21 protein-coding genes are annotated in these 18,633 nt (G+C 74.3%); 8 read left to right on the top strand and 13 right to left on the bottom strand.

Features of this window, described 5'->3' with window-relative positions:
- Window position 1: 1 nt before the first annotated feature.
- The 6 genes from AB0881_RS36545 (at window position 2) to AB0881_RS36520 (ending at window position 5,482) form a co-directional block, all read left to right on the top strand.
- Window positions 2–763 carry an ABC transporter ATP-binding protein gene (locus tag AB0881_RS36545; protein WP_366624675.1) on the top strand — a complete coding sequence of 254 codons (762 nt, stop codon included), beginning with the start codon at window positions 2–4 and terminating at the stop codon, window positions 761–763.
- A complete protein-coding gene (locus AB0881_RS36540) occupies window positions 760–1,464 on the top strand; it encodes an ABC transporter ATP-binding protein (protein WP_366624673.1) in 705 nt (234 codons plus the stop codon). Before AB0881_RS36545 ends, AB0881_RS36540 begins: the two co-directional genes overlap by 4 nt.
- Window positions 1,461–2,321: a branched-chain amino acid ABC transporter permease gene (locus tag AB0881_RS36535; RefSeq protein ID WP_366624671.1), complete on the top strand. Its 861-nt coding sequence runs from the start codon at window positions 1,461–1,463 to the stop codon at window positions 2,319–2,321. Before AB0881_RS36540 ends, AB0881_RS36535 begins: the two co-directional genes overlap by 4 nt.
- Window positions 2,318–3,346: a branched-chain amino acid ABC transporter permease gene (locus AB0881_RS36530; RefSeq protein ID WP_366624669.1), complete on the top strand. Its 1,029-nt coding sequence runs from the start codon at window positions 2,318–2,320 to the stop codon at window positions 3,344–3,346. The genes AB0881_RS36535 and AB0881_RS36530 overlap by 4 nt, the downstream gene beginning before the upstream one ends.
- A 25-nt stretch (window positions 3,347–3,371) precedes the next feature.
- Window positions 3,372–4,496: a 5-methyltetrahydropteroyltriglutamate--homocysteine S-methyltransferase gene (locus AB0881_RS36525; RefSeq protein WP_366624667.1), complete on the top strand. Its 1,125-nt coding sequence runs from the start codon at window positions 3,372–3,374 to the stop codon at window positions 4,494–4,496.
- 137 nt (window positions 4,497–4,633) lie between these two features.
- Window positions 4,634–5,482, top strand: a complete 849-nt coding sequence (locus AB0881_RS36520; protein ID WP_366624665.1) for a siderophore-interacting protein — start codon at window positions 4,634–4,636, stop codon at window positions 5,480–5,482.
- A gap of 30 nt (window positions 5,483–5,512) precedes the next feature.
- Here AB0881_RS36520 and AB0881_RS36515 read toward each other — a convergent pair whose 3' ends face one another.
- Window positions 5,513–6,871 (bottom strand): AarF/ABC1/UbiB kinase family protein, encoded by a 1,359-nt coding sequence (locus AB0881_RS36515; protein ID WP_366624663.1) that lies wholly within the window; start codon window positions 6,869–6,871, stop codon window positions 5,513–5,515.
- A gap of 274 nt (window positions 6,872–7,145) precedes the next feature.
- On the opposite strand from AB0881_RS36515, the gene AB0881_RS36510 reads away from it, so the two are divergent.
- Window positions 7,146–8,114, top strand: a complete 969-nt coding sequence (locus AB0881_RS36510) for a hypothetical protein (RefSeq protein ID WP_366624661.1) — start codon at window positions 7,146–7,148, stop codon at window positions 8,112–8,114.
- Here AB0881_RS36510 and AB0881_RS36505 read toward each other — a convergent pair.
- From AB0881_RS36505 to AB0881_RS36450, 12 genes are all read right to left on the bottom strand, one after another.
- Entirely contained in the window at window positions 7,997–8,644 is a 648-nt protein-coding gene (locus AB0881_RS36505; protein ID WP_366624659.1) for a QsdR family transcriptional regulator, read from the bottom strand. The two genes, AB0881_RS36510 and AB0881_RS36505, sit on opposite strands and share 118 nt — an antisense overlap.
- Before the next feature lie 89 nt (window positions 8,645–8,733).
- Window positions 8,734–9,741, bottom strand: a complete 1,008-nt coding sequence (locus AB0881_RS36500; protein ID WP_366624657.1) for an LCP family protein — start codon at window positions 9,739–9,741, stop codon at window positions 8,734–8,736.
- A 130-nt stretch (window positions 9,742–9,871) separates the two neighbouring features.
- Window positions 9,872–11,032, bottom strand: a complete 1,161-nt coding sequence (locus AB0881_RS36495) for a 4-hydroxybenzoate 3-monooxygenase (RefSeq protein WP_366624655.1) — start codon at window positions 11,030–11,032, stop codon at window positions 9,872–9,874.
- Between the two features lie 63 nt (window positions 11,033–11,095).
- The gene (locus AB0881_RS36490; RefSeq protein ID WP_366624653.1) at window positions 11,096–11,923 is read right to left on the bottom strand and encodes an IclR family transcriptional regulator; all 828 of its coding nucleotides are present in this window, start codon (window positions 11,921–11,923) and stop codon (window positions 11,096–11,098) included.
- 10 nt (window positions 11,924–11,933) lie between these two features.
- Entirely contained in the window at window positions 11,934–12,317 is a 384-nt protein-coding gene (gene pcaC, locus AB0881_RS36485) for a 4-carboxymuconolactone decarboxylase (protein WP_366624651.1), read from the bottom strand.
- A complete protein-coding gene (gene pcaD, locus AB0881_RS36480; RefSeq protein WP_366624650.1) occupies window positions 12,314–13,081 on the bottom strand; it encodes a 3-oxoadipate enol-lactonase in 768 nt (255 codons plus the stop codon). Before pcaD ends, pcaC begins: the two co-directional genes overlap by 4 nt.
- Window positions 13,078–14,265 (bottom strand): 3-carboxy-cis,cis-muconate cycloisomerase, encoded by a 1,188-nt coding sequence (gene pcaB, locus AB0881_RS36475; protein ID WP_366624648.1) that lies wholly within the window; start codon window positions 14,263–14,265, stop codon window positions 13,078–13,080. Before pcaB ends, pcaD begins: the two co-directional genes overlap by 4 nt.
- Before the next feature lies 1 nt (window position 14,266).
- The gene (gene pcaG / locus AB0881_RS36470) at window positions 14,267–14,821 is read right to left on the bottom strand and encodes a protocatechuate 3,4-dioxygenase subunit alpha (RefSeq protein ID WP_366624646.1); all 555 of its coding nucleotides are present in this window, start codon (window positions 14,819–14,821) and stop codon (window positions 14,267–14,269) included.
- Window positions 14,821–15,486 carry a protocatechuate 3,4-dioxygenase subunit beta gene (pcaH, locus tag AB0881_RS36465; RefSeq protein WP_366624645.1) on the bottom strand — a complete coding sequence of 222 codons (666 nt, stop codon included), beginning with the start codon at window positions 15,484–15,486 and terminating at the stop codon, window positions 14,821–14,823. Before pcaH ends, pcaG begins: the two co-directional genes overlap by 1 nt.
- A complete protein-coding gene (locus tag AB0881_RS36460; RefSeq protein WP_366624643.1) occupies window positions 15,483–16,151 on the bottom strand; it encodes a CoA transferase subunit B in 669 nt (222 codons plus the stop codon). The genes pcaH and AB0881_RS36460 overlap by 4 nt, the downstream gene beginning before the upstream one ends.
- A complete protein-coding gene (locus tag AB0881_RS36455) occupies window positions 16,151–16,939 on the bottom strand; it encodes a CoA transferase subunit A (RefSeq protein WP_366624641.1) in 789 nt (262 codons plus the stop codon). Before AB0881_RS36455 ends, AB0881_RS36460 begins: the two co-directional genes overlap by 1 nt.
- 137 nt (window positions 16,940–17,076) lie before the next feature.
- Window positions 17,077–18,060, bottom strand: coding sequence for a sigma-70 family RNA polymerase sigma factor (locus AB0881_RS36450; RefSeq protein ID WP_366624639.1), 984 nt, complete (start codon window positions 18,058–18,060; stop codon window positions 17,077–17,079).
- Between the two features lie 303 nt (window positions 18,061–18,363).
- On the opposite strand from AB0881_RS36450, the gene AB0881_RS36445 reads away from it, so the two are divergent.
- A partial coding sequence (locus AB0881_RS36445) for a universal stress protein (protein WP_366624637.1) occupies window positions 18,364–18,633 on the top strand: 270 nt, incomplete at its 3' end.

Here is an 18,633-nt window from a genome sequence, read left to right as displayed (position 1 = left end):
GGTGCTCGAGATCACCGGGCTGTCCCGCCACTTCGGCGGCGTGTACGCCGTCCGCGACGTCGACCTGAGCGTCGGCGGGCGCGAGCTGCGCGGGATCATCGGCCCCAACGGCGCCGGCAAGTCCACGCTGTTCAACCTGATCGCCGGGCACCTGCGGCCCGACCAGGGCACGATCTCGTTCCGCGGGCGGCCGCTCGGCCGGCTGCCCGCGCACGGCCGGGCCGCGCTCGGCATCGCGATCGTGTTCCAGGCGGCCCGGGTGTTCCGGGGGATGTCCGTCCGCGAGAACGTCATGGTCGGCGCGCACGCCGGCACCCGCGCCGGCTTCTGGACGGCCGCGCTGCGGCTGCCCGGGCACGCCCGCGAGGAGCGCCTGATCCGCGGCCGCGCCGACGCGGCGCTCAAGCGGGTCGGGCTGGCGGACTGGGCCGACCGGCCGGCCGAGTCGCTGCCGCTGGGCCAGCAGCGCTCGATGCAGCTGGCCCGCGCGCTGTGCGCCGACCCGGAGCTGCTGCTCCTGGACGAGCCCGCCTCCGGGCTGCGCGCGGCCGAGCGGGAGGCCCTCGCCGACCTCATCGGCGAGCTCCGCGGGGCCGGGCTGACGATCATGCTGGTGGAGCACGACGTGGCGATGGTGACCCGGCTGGCCGACCGGATCACCGTGCTGGACCTGGGCGAGGTGATCGCCGACGGCACCCCCGACCGGATCCGCTCCGACCCCCGGGTGATCGCGGCCTACCTCGGGGAAGAGGTCGCCACGTGACCGGGCCCATGACCGGGCCCGCGATCGAGCCCGTGATCGAGGTGGCGGAGCTGACCGTCCGGTACGGTTCGGCCACCGCGCTGGACCGGGTGTCGCTCACCGTCGGCGCCGGCGAGATGGTCGCCCTCGTCGGCCCGAACGGCGCGGGCAAGTCCACCCTCGTCGACACGCTGTCGGGGATCGTCCTGCCCGCCTCGGGGACGGTCCGCGTCACCGGCCGGCTCGCGCACGTGCCCGAGGGCCGCCAGCTGTTCCCCGACATGACGGTCGAGGACAACCTGCGGCTGGGCGCGTGGGGCCGCAAGGACCGCGACACCTCGCCCGTGTACGAGCTGCTGCCCGGCCTCGCGAAACTGCGCGGTCGGCGGGCCGGCACGCTCTCCGGCGGCGAGCAGCAGATGGTCGCGGTCGGCCGCGCGCTGATGGCCCGCCCCGAGGTGATCGCGGTGGACGAGCTGTCGCTCGGCCTGGCCCCCCTGGTGATCGCCGACCTGGCCCGCCACCTGCGCGAGCTGAACGCCGAGCGCGGCACCGCCGTGCTGCTGATCGAGCAGAACGCCCGGCTGGCCTTCGAGCTGTGCGCGCGGGCGTACGTCCTGGAGGCCGGCCGCGTGGTCGCCGAGGGCCCCTCGGCCGAGCTGGCCCGCAGCCCCGAGGTCGAGGGCGCCTACCTCGGCGGCCCCATCCAGGAGACCCCGTGAGTAATTTCCTCAGTTATCTGATCAACGGGCTGGCGGTCGGGTGCGGGTTCGCGCTGATCGGCAGCGGGCTGGTGGCGATCCACCGGGTCACCCGGATCGTCAACTTCGCGCAGGCCATGTTCGCCGTCGTCGCCGGGCTCAGCGCCGCCTCGTTCCTGTCGGCGGGGCTGCCGCACGGGGTCGCCGAGATCGCCGCCGTGCTGGTCGCGGTGGCGGCCGGGGTGCTGGTCGGCCTGCTGGCGATGGGGCGGCGCGGCACCAGCCCCCTGTCCTCGCTCATCATCACGCTCGGCGTGGGCATCTTCGCGTACGCGGTCGAGGTCATGATCTGGGGCGACCAGCCGCGCTCGTTCCCCGGGCTGCGCGGCTCGTTCACGATCGCGGGCGCGACCGTGCAGAAGCAGTACCTGCTGGTCATCGCGGTCACGGCGGTGACGTTCACGGCGCTGGCGCTGTTCTTCAACCGGACGTACGCCGGCAAGGGCCTCACCGCGTGCGCCTCCAACCCGTACGCGGCGCGCGTCGTCGGGATCGACCCGCGGCGGATGGGCCTGCTGGCGTTCGGCCTCGGCGGCGCGCTCGGCGGCATCGCCGGGGTGCTGGTGACGCCGCTGCAGCCGATCTCGTTCGACTCCGACGTGACCCTCATCGTCAACGGCTTCGCCGCCGCGATCTTCGGCGGGCTGGTCCGGCCGGGCGCCGCGCTGGCCGGCGGGCTGGTGCTGGGCGTGGCGGAGGCGATGGTCGCCGGGTACGGCAAGGCCTCGTACCAGATCGAGGTGGCGCTGGGCCTGATGCTCGCCCTGATGATCTGGCAGGCGGTCCGCACGCCCGCCCTCCAGGAGGAGACGGCATGAGCGGCATGAGCGGCATGGCGGGGCTGCTGGCGCGGCTGCGCGGGAACGGGGAGCCGGCCGGGATCCGGCTGCCCCATCTGGCGGGGCTGTTCGCGCTGACGATGGTGCTGGCGGCGACGCTCGGCGAGGCGCAGCTGTCGGTGTTCATCCTGCTGGGGCTGGCCGCGATGGTCACCGTCGGGGTGTCGCTGCTCATGGGGTACGCCGGGCAGGTGTCGCTCGGGCAGGCGGCGTTCTACGCGGTCGGCGGGTACACCGCCGGGCTGATGAGCGTGCACGGGCTGCCGCCGCTGCTCGGGCTGCTGGCGGCGCCGGTGGTCGCCGCGCTGTTCGCGACGGTGATCGGGATCCCGCTGCTGCGGCTGCGCGGGCACCACCTGGCGTTCGCGACGCTGGCGACGCAGCTGATCCTGCTGTCGCTGGCGGGCGAGCTGGAGTTCCTCGGCGGCAGCATCGGGCTGCAGGGCATCCCGCGCTTCGGCGCGGGCGGGCTGGAGCTGGAGAACGACCGCGGCTACGCGTTCCTCACGTGGGGCGCGCTGGCGGTGGTGGTGCTGGTCGCACGGAACGTGATCGAGTCCCGGCAGGGCCGCGGGCTGCGCGCGCTGGCGACCAGCGAGATCGCGGCCGAGTCGGCGGGCGTCGCGGTCGGCCGGGCCAAGCTGGCGGTGTTCGCGCTGTCGGCCGCGTTCGCCGGGCTCGCGGGCGGGATCTACGCCTACTACGTCGGCTACATCGCGCCCGGCTCGTTCCCGATCCTGCTGTCCATCGAGTACGTGGTGATGGCGGTGGTCGGCGGGCTGGGCACGATCTGGGGCGCGCTGGCCGGCGCGACCGCGATCGTCCTGCTGATCCAGCTGCTCAACAACGTCGGCACGATGGAGGGCATGCCCAGCTACGCGCCGAGCGTGCTGTCCTACGCGGTCTACTCGCTGCTGCTGATCGCGGCCGTGCTGTTCATGCCCGGCGGCCTCGTCCCGGCCGTCCGGGCCCGGCTGTCCTCCCGGTCCGCGGGAGCGACATGAGAAGAAGCGACACGAAGGAGTGTTCATGGTCCTGCGAGACACGCCGCCGTTCCGGGCCGACCACGTCGGCAGCCTGCTGCGGCCCCCGGAGCTGCTGCGGGCGCGCGCGGACCACGCCGCCGGGCTGATCAAGGACGCCGAGCTGCGGAGCGCCGAGGACGAGGCGATCCGGTCGGTGGTGGAGCTGCAGCGCGAGGCGGGGCTGCGGTCGGCCACCGACGGCGAGTTCCGCCGCACGTCGTGGCACATGGACTTCATCTACCGGCTGGGCGGCATCAGCCCCGCCGACGAGAAGATCAAGGTCCGGTTCCACCGGAAGAACGGGGACATCGAGTTCAGCAGCGCCGCGCTGCGCGTCCACGAGCGGATCCGGCTGGACGAGACGATCTTCGGGGACGACTTCGCGTTCCTGCGGGACGCGACCGCGGGGACGGGCGTGACGCCCAAGCTGACCGTCCCGTCGCCGAACATGGTGCACTACCGCGGCGGCCCCGCCTCGATCGACCCGGCGGTGTACCCGGACGTGGAGGAGTTCTGGTCGGACCTGGCGGCCGCGTACGCCGAGCAGGTGCGCCGCATCGGCGAGGCGGGCTGCCGCTACCTGCAGTTCGACGACACCAGCCTGGCCTACCTGAACGACCCCGAGCAGCGCGCGATGATCGCCGAGCGCGGCGACGACGCCGACCACCTGCACCTGCGCTACATCCAGCAGATCAACGCCGCGATCGCCGGCCGGCCCGAGGGGATGCGGATCACCACGCACATGTGCCGCGGCAACTTCCGGTCGGCGTGGACGGCCGAGGGCGGGTACGACTTCGTGGCCGAGGCGCTGTTCGGCGGGCTGGACGTGGACGGGTTCTTCCTGGAGTTCGACGACGAGCGCTCGGGCGGGTTCGAGCCGCTGCGCTTCGTGCCCGAGGGCAAGATGGTCGTGCTCGGCCTGGTCACCACCAAGAGCGGCGCGCTGGAGAGCAAGGACGGCCTCAAGCGCAGGATCGAGGAGGCGAGCCGGTACGTGCCGCTCGACCAGCTGTGCCTGTCGCCGCAGTGCGGGTTCTCCTCGACGGTCGAGGGGAACGAGCTGACCCGCGACGAGCAGCTCGCCAAGCTGGCGCTGATCGTGGAGACCGCCGAGGAGGTCTGGGGCTAGGCCGCGACCGCCCCGAGGCCGGACCAGAGGCCGGACCGGAAATACGGGAAACGCCGGTCCGGCCCGGACCATTTCCCCGACATACAGGTTAGGCTTACCTAAGTAGGCTGGACTGATCAGTGTGATCGGAGGAACGGATGGCGGACGAGCCGAAACGCAAGGGCCGGCGGGTGAACACCGGCACGGTGCTGCGCACCGAGCAGCTCACCCCGCACATGATCCGGGTGGTGCTCGGCGGCGAGGACCTGGCCGGCTTCCCCGCGGGCGAGTACACCGATCACTATGTCAAGCTGCTGTTCCCGCCGCCGGGCGTGACCTACCCGGAGCCGTTCGACATGGAGCGGATCCGGGCGGAGTTCCCGCGCGGGCAGTGGCCCGCGACCCGCACCTACACCGTGCGGGCCTGGGACCCCGATGCGGTGGAGCTGACCATCGACTTCGTCTACCACGGGGACGAGGGGCTGGCCGGGCCGTGGGCGGCCGCGGCCAGGCCGGGCGATCTGCTGCGCTTCCTCGGCCCCGGCGGCGCGTACGCGCCGAACCCCGAGGCGGGCTGGCACCTGCTGGTGGGCGACGAGAGCGCGCTGCCGGCGATCGGGGCGTCGCTGGAGCGCGTCCCCGAGGGCGCGCCGGCCAAGGTGTTCGTCGAGGTGGCCGGGCCCGAGGAGGAGCAGAAGCTGACGGCGCCGGCCGGTGCGGAGATCCACTGGCTGCACCGCAACGGGTCCCCGGTCGGGGACGCGCTGGTGCGGGCCGTGCGGGCGCTGGAGTTCCCCGAGGGCGAGGTGCACGCGTTCGTCCACGGCGAGGCGAACTTCGTCAAGGAGCTGCGCCGGCACCTGCGGGTGGACCGGCAGCTGCCGATGTCGCAGCTGTCGATCTCCGGCTACTGGCGCCGCGGGCGCGACGAGGACGGCTGGCAGTCGTCCAAGCAGGAGTGGAACCGCAAGGTCGAGGAGGAAGAGGCCGAGGCCCTGGCCCGCTGACCGGCCCGCTGACCGGCCCGCCGGGCCCCGTCAGGCGGTGGCCTCGCCCTCGGTGAGGTCGCCGCCGCCGTCGCCGCCGGCGAAGCCGGGCAGCCAGCGCTCGGCCTCGGCGCGGAAGTCCCCCTCCGCCTCCAGCTGGCACAGCACGCCGCCGCAGCTGGCCAGCGCCCGCGCCACCGCCATGAACTGCGGCGGCATCCGCAGGTGCCGGCCCAGCCCGCCGGGCCGCATGTCGGTCGCGATGCCGATGCCGCGGCTGGTCTCCTGCCGCATGAAGTCGCGGGAGTACTTGAACCGCCCGGTCGTGAACGGGTACGCGTGCGCCGAGACCAGCGCGGCCACCTCCTCGGGGTCCACGTCGCCGTCGGGCGCCAGGAAGCCCTCCGCGCGCAGCGCCGCGACGATCTCCTCGCCGTCGCCGAGGGTGCCGATCCGCAGCAGCCGGCCGATCGCCCACTGCAGCTCGGCCGGGACGCGGGCGGCGCCGCCGAAGTCCATGACGCCGAGCCGGCCGTCGTCCAGCATCCGGAAGTTGCCGGGATGCGGATCGATGTGGATCATCTCGCAGCGGGCCGGGCCGGACAGCAGGAAGCGGTACAGCAGCAGCCCGGCCCGGTCGCGCAGCTCCTGCGGCCCGTCGGCGATCACCTTGGCCAGCGGCGTGCCGTCCAGCCACTCGGTGACCAGCACGTTCCCCGAGCGCTCCACCACGGCCGGCACGACGAAGTCGGGGTCGCCGGCGTAGGCGTCGTGGAACGCCGCCTGGGCGCGGGCCTCGTCGGCGTAGTCCAGCTCCTTCTCCAGCCGCCGCTTGAGGTCGGCGACCATCGGCTTGACCTCGACGCCGGGGAACAGCGGCGTGATCAGCCGGCTGAGCCGGGAGATCTGGTTGAAGTCGCTCATCAGGGCGCGCCCGGCGCCGGGGTACTGGACCTTGACCGCGACCGTGCGGCCGTCGTGCCAGACCGCCTTGTGCACCTGCCCGATGGACGCCGCCGCGGCGGGCTCGTCGTCGAACTCGGCGAACCGGTCGCGCCAGTCCTCCCCCAGCCCCTCGGCCATGACCGCGTGCATGGTGGCGGCCGGCATCGGCGGCGCGGCCTCCTGCAGCCGGGTGAGGCTGGCCCGGAACGGCCCCGCGACCTCCTCGGGCAGTCCGGCCTCGAAGATCGACAGCAGCTGGCCGACCTTCATCGCGCCGCCCTTGAGCTCGCCGAGCACCCGGAAGAGCTGGTCGGCGGTGCGCCGCTGGACCTCGAGCGCCACCGTCTCGGCGGGCCGGCCGAACGTGCGCTTGCCGAGGCCGAGCGCCGTCCGCCCGGCGAATCCGAGGGGCAGGCTCGCCAGCTTGGCGCTCCGCGTCACCGCGCGGCGGGGGATGTCACTCACGGGCCGACCGTCCCTACTGTTCGTCGACGGGCATCGTGATCGCAGCCTCTCACGTACAGCGACCGCCGCCGAGGGTTGATTCCCGTTCGGGGACGGGGTCCCCGGGTGGCCGGGCACACGTTCCGGATTCCCCTTGACGCGCTGCGTCCGCGGGACCACGATGAGACTCCCAGTGAGACAGATCACACTATTGTCTCGCATGTCTGACACGTTTGACCGGTGCCGCAACACGCGCCGCGACACCCCCGTGCCGGAATCTGGAGGCCACCACCGAGTGAACGCCACGACGACCGCCATGGTGGCGGTCGGTCTCTACTACGTCGGCGCCGCCCTGTTCAAGGCGGCGGGAGCGCGGATGGAACCGCTGCGCGGCGACCGTCCCCTGCGCATGCTCGGGCAGCTGGCCCGCAGCCACGTGTGGCTGATCGGCATGCTGGTCTTCCTGGTCGGGCTGGAGCTCCAGCTCGTCGCCTTCGCCGAGCTGCCGCTCGGGACGGCGATGCCGCTGTTCGCGTCGTCGCTGGTCCTGCTGCTGTGGCTGGCGGTCACGTTCTTCGGGGAACGGCTGGCCGCCCGCGAATGGCTGGCCCTCGGCCTGTTCGCGCTGGCCACGCTGACCATCGCCGCCTCGGTGCGGCCGGGCGAGGGCGACATCGGCACGCTGCCGCCCGCCCCGCTGCTGCTCGCCGTGATGGTCCCGTCCATCGCGCTGCCCCTGCTGCTGTTCTCGGCCGGCGACCGCCGCCCCGAGGGCCGGCACGCCCGCCCGCTGTCGGGCGTGGCGTACGGGCTGAGCTTCGGGGTCCTGCTCGGCGCCGCCGAGGTCGCGGTCAAGGGCCTGGCCATCCTCAACACCGGGCGCGAGTTCGGCCTGGGGCTGCTGGCCGAGCCGTACCCGTACCTGCTGGCGATCGCCCTGGCCCTGGGGCTGGGCCAGGGCATGATCGCGATGCAGCGCTGCCGGATGGCGATCTGCGTCTCGGTCTGCACGATCGTCGCCAAGACCTACCTGGTGCTGGCCGGGAGCCTGCTGTACGGAGGCGACTGGCCGGCCGATCCGCTGTGGGGCGTGCTGCGGCTCGGCGGGGCGGCGCTGGCGATCGGGGCGCTGTTCCTGTTCCCGCGCTACGACCCCGAGGGGCCCGGTGCCGGGCCGTCCGGCGGGTACGGGGCGGCGGGGCGCAGCAGGAGCTCGATGACCTCCAGGGCCGTCTCGATCTCCGGCCGGCCGCCGCCCAGGTAGTGCGCGTAGATGAACGAGTCGGCGATCCGCACGATCGCCTGGGCGAGGGTGCGGGTGGGCAGCGGGACGTGCAGCGCGCCGCGGTCGATCTCGCGCTCCAGCTCGCGGCACAGCAGCGCGATGGCGCGCTCCTCGATCGGGCCCGGGGTGGTGGCCAGCCGGACGAACAGCCGCGGCTCGCGCGCGGTGAACGCCTTGAGCGGCGCGGCGTCCACCACCTCGCGCATGAACCGGTCGAGGACGGTCAGCAGCCGCTCCGGGCCGGTGCCGCGGACGCCGCTCAGCGCGACGTGGTAGGTCCGCTCGGTCATCTCGGCCAGCACGGTCCCGAGCAGCTGCTCGCGGCTGCCGACCCAGCGGTAGAGGGTGGCGCGGCCGACGCCGAGCTCGGCGGCCAGCGCGGACATGTCGATCGGGTCGCCGTCCAGGTAGTGCGCGGTCGCCGCGGCGATCGCCTGCGCCGGCCCCGCGGCCCGCCCCTCGCCCGCCTCGCGGGCGTCCTCGACCGGGGTGCGTCGAACCCGATTCACCCGCACAGCATGGCATATCCGGCGCCACCGGACGGCCGGGAGCGGCCACTCGGCGGCGGGGCCGGCCGGCGCCGCCGCGGGCCGGCCGCTCAGTCCCCCTGGTCGATCTCGGTCTCCAGATCGTGCCGGTCCAGGTGGCCGTCGAGCCTGCCCTCCCGCAGCGCCTCGAAGAGGCCGTCGCGCGCCTCCGGGTCGGGGAGCAGCACGTTCTGGTCGCCGATCCAGGCGCTGCCGCCGGTCGGCAGGGTCGCGAACGACACGCGCTCGGGCCCGATCCGGGCCAGCCGCGCCGCCAGCGACCGCAGCGTCCCGAACTCGGTCCCCGAGTCCACCGCCAGCGACCCGCTGGCGGCCCGCAGGAACGCGTCCAGCTTCCACGGGCTGGTGAGCGTGCCGGAGTCGGCGGCCTTCTCCGCCAGGGCGGTCAGGAACGCCTGCTGCCGTTCGATGCGATCCAGGTCGCTGCCCGACAGGCCCTTGCGCTCGCGGACGAAGCGCAGCGCCTCCTCGCCGTCCAGCAGATTGCGCCCGGCCGGCCAGGACCAGCCGTTGCTCGGGTCGTGGATCGGCCGGTCCAGATGGATCTCGACGCCGCCGAGCGCGTCGGTCATCGCCTTGAAGCCGGCGAAGTCGACGGCGGCGACATGGTCGATCCGCACCCCGCTGAAGTCCTCGACCGTCCGGGTGAGCAGCCGCGAGCCCCCGGCGGCGAACGCGGCGTTGATCTTCGATTTCTCCTGGCCGGGGACGTCCACCCAGAGGTCCCGCGGGATCGAGATCACGTACGCCCGGCCGCCGCGCTCCGGCATGTGCAGCAGCATGATCGTGTCCGCCCGGGCCCGGCCGCCGGGGCGCCACTTGTCGGCGGCCGGCACGCCGCGCAGGTCCGAGCCGATCAGCAGCCAGTTCTGCCCGGGGTCCTCGACCGGCCGCACGTCCGAGCCGTGCGGCAGCGCGTCCGGGATCCGCTGGATCCTGCGGTCGTAGGTGCCGCCGCGCCACTCCGCCAGCGCGGTGACGCCCACCGCCGCCAGCAGGCCCGCGGCGAGCATGACGCCCAGGATCCGCAGGCTCCGGGCATGGCGCCCGCCGCCCATGCCGCACCACCTCCGGGAATCCAAACCGGAATGTCCGGTTTGTTGCCCTTTTCCCGGCTAACGGCGATCGATTCGTCAGGGTTCCAGGGGACCCGGGGAACGTGGGGAACGCGGCGGAACGCGGGCGCCCTCAGTGCGCGAGCGGCAGGCCCACGTAGTTCTCCGCCAGGCTGGCGGAGGCGGCCGGGGAGGAGACCACGTAGTCCAGGTGCGAGCGCTGCAGCCGCCGGGCGAAGTCGTCGGCCCCGGGGTCGGCGTGCAGCAGCGTCGTCATCCAGTACGAGAAGTGCTCGGCCCGCCACACCCGGCGCAGGCAGGAGGCCGAGTAGCCGTCCAGCAGCGTCTCGGAGCCGGAGGCGTACCGCTCGGTGAGCGCCTCGGCCAGCAGCGTCACGTCCGACACCGCGAGATTGAGGCCCTTGGCGCCGGTCGGCGGGACGATGTGCGCGGCATCCCCGGCCAGGAAGAGCCGGTCGTGCCGCATCGGCTCGGCCACGAAGCTGCGCATCGGCGTGATCGACCGGTCGGTGATCGGTCCCTCCCGCAGCTCCCAGCCGTCGCCGGTCGCGAACCGGGCCGCCAGCTCCGACCAGATCCGCTCGTCCGGCCAGGCGCCCAGGTCCTCGTCCGGGGCCACCTGGAGGTAGAGCCGGCTGACCTTGGGCGAGCGCAGGCTGTGCAGCGCGAAGCCGCGCTCGTGGTGGGCGTAGATCAGCTCGTCGGTGGAGGGCGGCACGTCGGCCAGCACCCCGAGCCAGGCGAACGGGTACTCGCGCGAGAAGGTCCGCGTGTCCGGCACCGCCGGGCGGCTGACGCCGTGGAAGCCGTCGCAGCCGGCGATGTAGTCGCACTCCAGCGTGTACGTCTTCCCGCCCTGCTCGTAGGTGACGCTGGGCGCGGCGGGGTCGATGGCCACCACCTTCGCCTCGAACCGGACGTCGCCGCCGTCCTCGAGCCGGCGCGCCACCAGGTCCTTGACGATCTCGGTCTGCGCGTAGACCGTCACCGTCCGGCCGGTCAGCTCGGTCAGCGCGACGCGGTGCCCGGCGCCGCCGAACCGCAGCTCCAGCCCGTGGTGGACCAGGCCCTCGCGGTCGAGCCGCTCCCCCACGCCGCTGTCGCGCAGCACGTCGGTGGTGCCCTGCTCCAGCATCCCCGCGCGCTGCCGCTGCTCGACGTACGCCCGGTCGCGGCTCTCCAGGACCACCGAGTCGATCCCCTGGCGGTGCAGGAGATGCGACAGCAGCAGCCCCGCGGGGCCCCCGCCAACGATCGCGACCTGGGTCCGCATGTTGCCTCCTCCTGCTCCGTCCACCGCTGGTCCAGGACGATGGTCGCGGGTATCGCCGCAGCTTCAGCCGCTGAGTTTCCGTTCACCGGAAGATGGTCCCGAAACCGGTGGGAGCGGCCCGGACGACGCGGGACCGCGCCAGTGCAGGGCCAGGTCGCGCGACAGCGCCCGCGCCGCCGTGGTCAGCGGCGGCAGCAGCCGCCGCATGTCGGCGCTGCGGGTGCGGGCGACCAGCGACAGCGCGGCCACGACCGCGCCCTCGCCGTCGCGGACCGGGGCGGCCACCGACGCGGCGCCCAGCGTCATCTCGTCGCGGGTCAGGGCGAAGCCGTTGTGCCGGACGCGCTCCAGCGAGCCGCGCAGCTCGTCCGGATCGGTGATCGTCCGGGCGGCGTGCCGGGTCAGCCCCGCGGCCAGGACCTCCTCCAGGACCTCCTCCGGCGCGTACGCCAGCAGCACCTTGCCCACGCCGGTCGCGTGCAGCGGCAAGGTGGCCCCGACCTGGGTGACCACCGGCACCGAGCGGGTGCCGCGCAGCCGCTCCACGAACAGGGCGCGGCCGTCGCGGAGCACGGCGAGCTGCACGTTGTCGTGCGTCGCCTCGTACAGGTCCTCCATGTGCGGCAGCGCCAGCTCCCGCAGGCTCGTCACCGCGGGCGCCTGGCTGCCGATCCGCCACAGCCGGGTGCCGATCCGGTACGTGCCGTCCGGGACCCGCTCCAGGAAGCCGCCCCCGACCAGCTCGCCGACCAGGCGGTGCCCGGTGGCCAGGGGCAGGCCGGCGCGGCGGCAGATCTCGCTCAGGTTGAGCCGGACGCCGCCCAGCGCGAACGCGTCCAGGATCGCCATCACCTTGCCCGCCACGCTCGGCGGGCGCGCAGGATCCGCCATGCCCTCCGGCCTACTCCTCACTCTCTTCGGCCAGTACCCGCTGCGCGACGGCGAACGCCGAGTTCGCGGCGGGTACTCCACAATAGATGGCGGTCTGCAGCAGCACCTCTTTGATCTCCTCGCGGGTCAGGCCGTTGCGGCGCGCGGCCCGCACGTGCATGGCCAGCTCGTCGAGGTGGCCGTGCGCGACCAGCGCGGTCAGCGTGATGCAGCTGCGCGTCCTGCGGTCCAGCCCGGGCCGGGTCCAGATGCCGCCCCAGGCGTACCGGGTGATCATCTCCTGGAAGTCGGCGGTGAACTCGTCGGCGCGGGCGGTGGCCCGGTCGACGTGCGCGTCGCCGAGCACCTCGCGCCGCACCGCCATGCCGTCGGCGTACCGCTGCTCCTCGTTCATCCGGCGGTCTCCTTCCAGGTCCGGTCCAGGTGGGTGGTGATCGCCTCGGTGACCGCGGCGGGGCGCTCGACGCCGGCCAGGTGGGACGCGCCGTCGAGCACGGTGAGGCGGGCGCCGGGGATCCCCGCGGCCAGCCGGTCGGCGTGCCCCTCGACGGGTGTGGCCGGGTCGCCGGCACCGGCGATCACCAGGGTGGGGGCGGCGATCTCGGGCAGCCGCGCGGTCGCGTCGAACAGCGCGAGCGCGTCGCAGCACGCGGCGTACCCGTCGGGGTCGGTGGCGCGCAGCATGTCGGTGTACGGCCCGGCGCCGCCGAAGCCCGGCGTGAACCAGCGCCCCGGCGCGGTCGCGGCCAGCGGCCCGGTGCCCTCGCGCCGCACCAGCGCGGCGCGCTCGTGCCAGCCCTCGGGGCCGCCGAACCGCGGCGACGTGCAGACCAGCACCAGGCTCGCCAGGCGCTCGGGGGCGAGCAGCGCGAACGCCTGGCCGACCGCGCCGCCCAGCGACACGCCCGCGTAGGCCGCGCGGCCGACGCCGCGGGCGTCGAGCACGTCCGCGAGTGCGCCGGCGAGGTCCTCGACGGTGAACCCGCGCTCGGGCGGCGGCGCCTCGCCGTGGCCGGGCAGGTCGTACCGCAGCACGCGGTAGCGGGCGGAGAGCGCGGCCATCTGCGGCGCCCACAGCTCCGTGCTCGTGCCGAGCGAGGGGCCGAGGACGAGGACGGGAGCGTCCTCGGGGCCGTCCAGCCGGTGGTGCAGGATCATCGGTCTCCGTTCCGGTGGCGGCGGCTCTGGCGGTACGCGGCCACGGCGCGGTCCGCCAGTTCCGGGGCCAGGCCCGGGCCGGGGTCGCCGCCGTGCTCCGCCAGGACCGCCAGCAGGCCGCCGAGGTTGGCGCGCATCCGGTCCGGCGCCGCCTCCAGCCCCTCGGCCAGCTCGGCGGCGGTCTCGGCGGCGCCGCCGGCCAGCCGCAGGCACTCGCGGAACGGCTGCCACTCGGCGTGCCACTCCCCCGCCGGCCGCTCGTGCGGGGCGGCCAGCGAGGCGTTCAGGACCTGGGCGTACGCGGGCACCTGGAGCGCGGCCGAGCGGATCACCGTGGCCATCGCCGGGTTGCGCTTGTGCGGCATCGCCGACGAGCCGCCGCGGCCGGGCGCGGCGGGCTCGGCCACCTCGTCGACCTCGCTCTGCGCGAGCAGCACCACGTCGGTGGCGAACTTGCCCAGCGCACCGGCGGTCAGCGCCAGCGCGGCGCCGAGGTCGGCGACCGGCGTGCGGCGGGTGTGCCAGGGCGCGGCGGGCTCGGCCAGCCCGGTCTCGGCGGCGTACGCGCCCATCAGCTCCAGGCCCCGCTCCCCGTACGAGGCGAGGGTGCCCGCGGCCCCGCCCAGCTGGACGGGCAGCGGGACGGCGGCCAGCCGGTCGCGCGCCTCCAGCACGCCCAGCAGCCAGCCCCCCGCCTTCGCCCCGAAGGTCGTCGGAAGGGCCTGGCGGCCGAGGGTGCGGCCCGCGATCGGCGTGTCGCGGTGCCGGGCGGCGGTCTCCGCCAGCGCGGCCAGCACCCGGTCCAGGTGGGCGAGGGCGCCGCGCCGGGCGCGGCTCGCGACGATCATGGCGGCGGTGTCCATGATGTCCTGGCTGGTCGCGCCCTTGTGGACGTGCTCGCCGAACGGGCCCGCGAGCCCGCGCAGGTCGCCGACCAGCGGGACCACCGGGTTGCCCGCCCCGCGGGCGCGGCGGGCCAGCTCCGGCAGGTCGACGCGGGCCGGGTCGGCCGCGGCCGCGATCGCCTCCGCCGCCTCGCCGGGGATGATCCCGAGCCGCGCCTGGGCACGCGCCAGCGCGGTCTCGGCGTCCAGCATGGCCGCCAGCCACGCCCGGTCGCCGGTGGCCGCCTCGGCGTCCGTGCCGGCCCGGACCGGGGACAGCAGCCCCGCGTCCGGCGACACCTCAGATAGCAAAGAAGACCGTCTCCCGCTCGCCCTGGAGGCGGACGTCGAAGCGGTACGCGCCGTCCTCCTCACGCTCGGCGATCAGCGTACCCCGCCGGTCCGCCGGCACCTCGGCCAGCAGCGGGTCCGTCCCGTGCGCCGCCGCGTCCTCGGGGAAGTACAGCCGGGTGCGCACCGGCTTCAGCAGCCCGCGGGCGAAGACCAGCACGGCGATGTACGGCGCGCCGGCGCCGATCCCGGCGGGCTTGAGGGTGCTGAACCAGTAGGCGCCGGCCGCGTCGGTCTCGCAGCGGCCGAAGCCGGAGAAGCCGTGCCCCGCCCGCTTGTAGCCGCCGGGCCGGGCCGGGACCGCGCCCGTGCCGTCCGCCTGCCAGATCTCGACCAGGGCGTCGCCGACCGGGGCGCCGGCGCCGTCCAGGACCCGGCCGCGGACCGTGATCGCCTCGGGCCGCCAGGCCGGGACGACCTCGGGCCCGCCCGCGTAGGGCAGCGCGTAGTGGAAGAACGGCCCGACGGTCTGCGAGGGGGTGGGCAGGAGCCCGTTGTCCGGCATCAGTCCTCCATCGGGGTGTCGCCGAGCACGATGTCCCACTGGTAGCCCAGCGCCCACTCCGGCTCGGTGGTGTCCATGTCGAGCCGGGCGACCAGCAGGTCGCGGTGCTCCTGCTCCGGGATCGACAGCATCATCGGGTCGTAGGCGAACAGCGGGTCGCCGGGGAAGTACATCTGGGTGACCAGGCGCTGGGTGAACGCCGTGCCGAACACCGAGAAGTGGATGTGGGCGGGGCGCCAGGCGTTGGGGTGGTTGCGCCACGGGTACGCGCCCGGCTTGATCGTGACGAAGCGGTAGCGGCCCTCGTCGTCGGTCAGGCAGCGGCCCGCGCCGGTGAAGTTGGGGTCGAGCGGGGCGGGGTGCTGGTCGCCGAGGTGCACGTACCGGCCGCAGGCGTTGGCCTGCCAGATCTCCACCAGCGTGCCGCGCACCGGGCGGCCGGAGGCGTCCAGCACCCGGCCGGTGACGATGATCCGCTCGCCCATCGGCTCGCCGGCGTGCTGTTTCGTCAGATCGGCGTCCAGCCGGCCCAGCTCCTGGTGGCCGAACACCGGCGAGGTCAGCTCGACGCTGTCGGGGCCGAGCTTGGGCATGACCAGCTCCCGGGCGGGGGCCCGGAGCACCGTGCTCTTGTAGCCGGGGTACAGGTACGGCGGGTGCGTCATGGCCGGGCTCCTGCCTGCGGGTGGGTGGTGTCGGTACGGTCGGCCAGCGCGGGCTCGGTGCGCTCGCGGACCTCGGCGACGGTGACGCCGGGGGCGGTCTCCACCAGCACCAGGCCCTCCGGGGTGACGTCCAGGACGCCCAGCTCGGTGATGATCCGGTCGACGCAGCCGGTGCCGGTCAGCGGCAGCCCGCACTCCTTGACGATCTTGGGTGAGCCGTCCTTGCTGGTGTGGCTCATCACCACGATGACCTTGCGGGCGCCGTGGACCAGGTCCATCGCCCCGCCCATGCCCTTGATCATCTTGCCGGGCACCGACCAGTTGGCGAGGTCGCCGCGCTCGGAGACCTCCATCGCGCCCAGCACCGCGATGTCGATGTGGCCGCCGCGGATCATGCCGAACGACAGCGACGAGTCGAAGCAGGACGCGCCGGGCAGGACGGTGACCGTCTCCTTGCCCGCGTTGATCAGGGCGGGGTCGACCTCGTCCTCCGCCGGGTACGGGCCGACGCCGAGGACGCCGTTCTCGGCGTGCAGGACGACCTCGCGGCCCTCGGGGACGTACCCGGGGATCAGCGTCGGGAGCCCGATGCCGAGGTTGACGTACGCGCCGTCGGGCAGCTCGGCCGCCGCGCGGGCGGCGATCTCGTTCCTGGACCAGGGCATTACGCGCGCACCGTCCCTCGGGTCGAAGACGCGGAAGCGGAGGTCGTGCGCTTCTCGATCGGGCGGTCGGCGGCCTGCTCGGGGGTCAGCTCGACCACGCGCTGCACGAACACGCCCGGCAGGTGCACGGCGTCGGGGTCGATCTCGCCGGGCTCGACCAGCTCCTCGACCTCGGCCAGGGTGATCCGGCCGGCCATCGCGCACAGCGGGTTGAAGTTGCGGGCGGCCTTGTCGAACACCAGGTTGCCGTGCCGGTCGCCCTTGGCGGCGCGGACCAGCGCGAAGTCGGTGGTGATGCCCTCCTCGAGGACGTACTCGGCGCCGCCGAACTCGCGGACCTCCTTGGCGGGCGAGGCGACCGCGACGCCGCCGCCGGGCGCGTACCGCCAGGGCATGCCGCCCTCGGCGACCATCGTGCCGACGCCCGCGGGGGTGTAGAAGGCGGGGATGCCGGCGCCGCCGGCGCGCATCCGCTCGGCCAGCGTGCCCTGCGGCATCAGCTCGACCTCGAGCTCGCCGGCGAGGTACTGGCGGGCGAACTCCTTGTTGTCGCCGACGTAGGAGCCCATCACCCGGGCGATCCGGCCCGCGGCCAGCAGCCGGCCCAGGCCGCGGCCGTCGAGCCCGCAGTTGTTGGACACCACCCGCAGGTCTCCCGAGCCGCGCTCGTACAGGGCGCCGATCAGGACCGCGGGAACCCCGCAGAGCCCGAACCCCCCGACGGCCAGCGAGGCCCCGCCGCCGATGTCGGCGACGGCCTCCGCCGCCGAGGCCACGACCTTGTCCATGTGCCTCCCATCCCGCTCCGCGGCACGCCGCCGCGCCCGCCGATGCCCTCACCCTGGCACCGGTCGCCCCCGATCAGAACCGCGGGTTTCCGCCCAGTGGAAGATCCGCGGAGCGGGTCCCGGGCGGGACGGGGAGGTCAGCCGGCCGGGACGCGCTCCGGCAGGCCGAAGAACGGGAAGAGGCCCACGTCGAAGAACACCGAGGCGCGCGACACGCCCTCACCGGTGATCGCGAGCACCTGGATCTGGTACGGGTGGTAGTCGCCGTCCTCGCCGCGCTTGTAGAGGCCGAACCCGGGCTGGCCGTTGGCCGCGGCCGGCAGCAGCCGGAAGTCGCCGGGCCCGGGGCCGCACTGGGCGATGATGAGCCGGGCGATGTTCTCGCGGCCGACGAACCATTCGGGGAACGGCGGCATCTCCCAGAGCGCGTCCTCCTTGAACAGCTCGACCAGGCCCTGGATGTCGGCGTTCTCGAACAGGGTGGCGTAGCGGTCGAGCAGCTCGCGCTGGCCGGGGTCGGTGGGCTCGACCATGGCGTCCTCGGTGGGGGCGGCCTGCTGGAGCTGCGCGCGGGCGCGCTGCAGGGCGCTGTTGGCCGAGGCGGTGGAGATCTCCAGCAGCTCGGCCACCTCGGCGGCCTTCCACTTCAGCACGTCCCGCAGGATCAGCACCACGCGCTGGTTGGGCGGCAGGTGCTGGAGGGCGGCCACGAACGCCAGCCGGGTCGTCTCCCGGGAGGCGACGATCGTGGCCGGGTCGGCGGGGTCGTCGGCCAGCAGCGCGTCGGGCGCCGGCTCCAGCCAGGGCACCTCGGGCGAGGCGACGACCGGGCGCTCGGGCTCGTCGCTGGGCGCGCCCAGCCCGGACGGCAGCGGCCGGTGGCCGCGCTGGTCGATCGCGGTCAGGCAGCAGTTGGTCGCGATCCGGTAGAGCCACGTGCGCAGGGACGAGCGCCCCTCGAAGCCGCCGTACGACTTCCACGCCCGGAGGTAGGTCTCCTGCACCAGGTCCTCGGCGTCGTGGATGGAGCCGAGCATCCGGTAGCAGTGGGCGAGCAGCTCTCTCCGGTACGGATCGGCCTGCTGCTGGAATTCCCGTTCCTGATCGATCGTGTCAGCCATGGGGTCGTCACCTTCGTTGGGGCGGCGTACTGGGCCGTCTCCCGACCGTAGGCGACGCCACCGACAGAACGTGCGCGGAACCTCAGGCTACGTCCCCGCCCTCCTTGATCACCGGGGATCGACCCCGGGAGCGATCAGCGGGCCCGGCCGCGCGGCCTCGGCCCGATTCGCCGGTCATGTTCACAGTCCGGGACGTGAACGGGCGGCGGGTCCGGACACAACGGCCGGGAAACACTTCCCCTGGAGCGGGTATACCTGCACCCTGGAGTGCACACATCCGCAGCGCCCGGCTCGGGAGGGACAGTGAACGCGAGACCGGAGGGCGGTCCCCGCGTGGTCGTGGGGGTCGACGACTCCGCAGGGGCGCGGTGCGCCCTCTCGTGGGCCATCGGCGAGTCCCGGCTGCGGGGCCTGCCGCTGCTGGTGGTGCACGCCGCGCCGCTGCCGCCGCACGTGTCGGCGGCGGGCCAGCTGGGCTGCGGGGTGACCGAGGCGCTGCGCGGCGCGGGCGCCGAGCTGATCGCCCGGCTGCTGGACGAGGTCGCGGGCGGCGCCCCGTACGGCGTGGAGATG

The sequence above is a fragment of the Spirillospora sp. NPDC029432 genome (genome assembly GCF_040703975.1).
Taxonomy (GTDB): Bacteria; Actinomycetota; Actinomycetes; order Streptosporangiales; family Streptosporangiaceae; genus Spirillospora.
The sequence above is the reverse complement of the archived record's forward strand: the minus strand, read 5'-3'. Positions and strand labels throughout refer to the sequence as shown.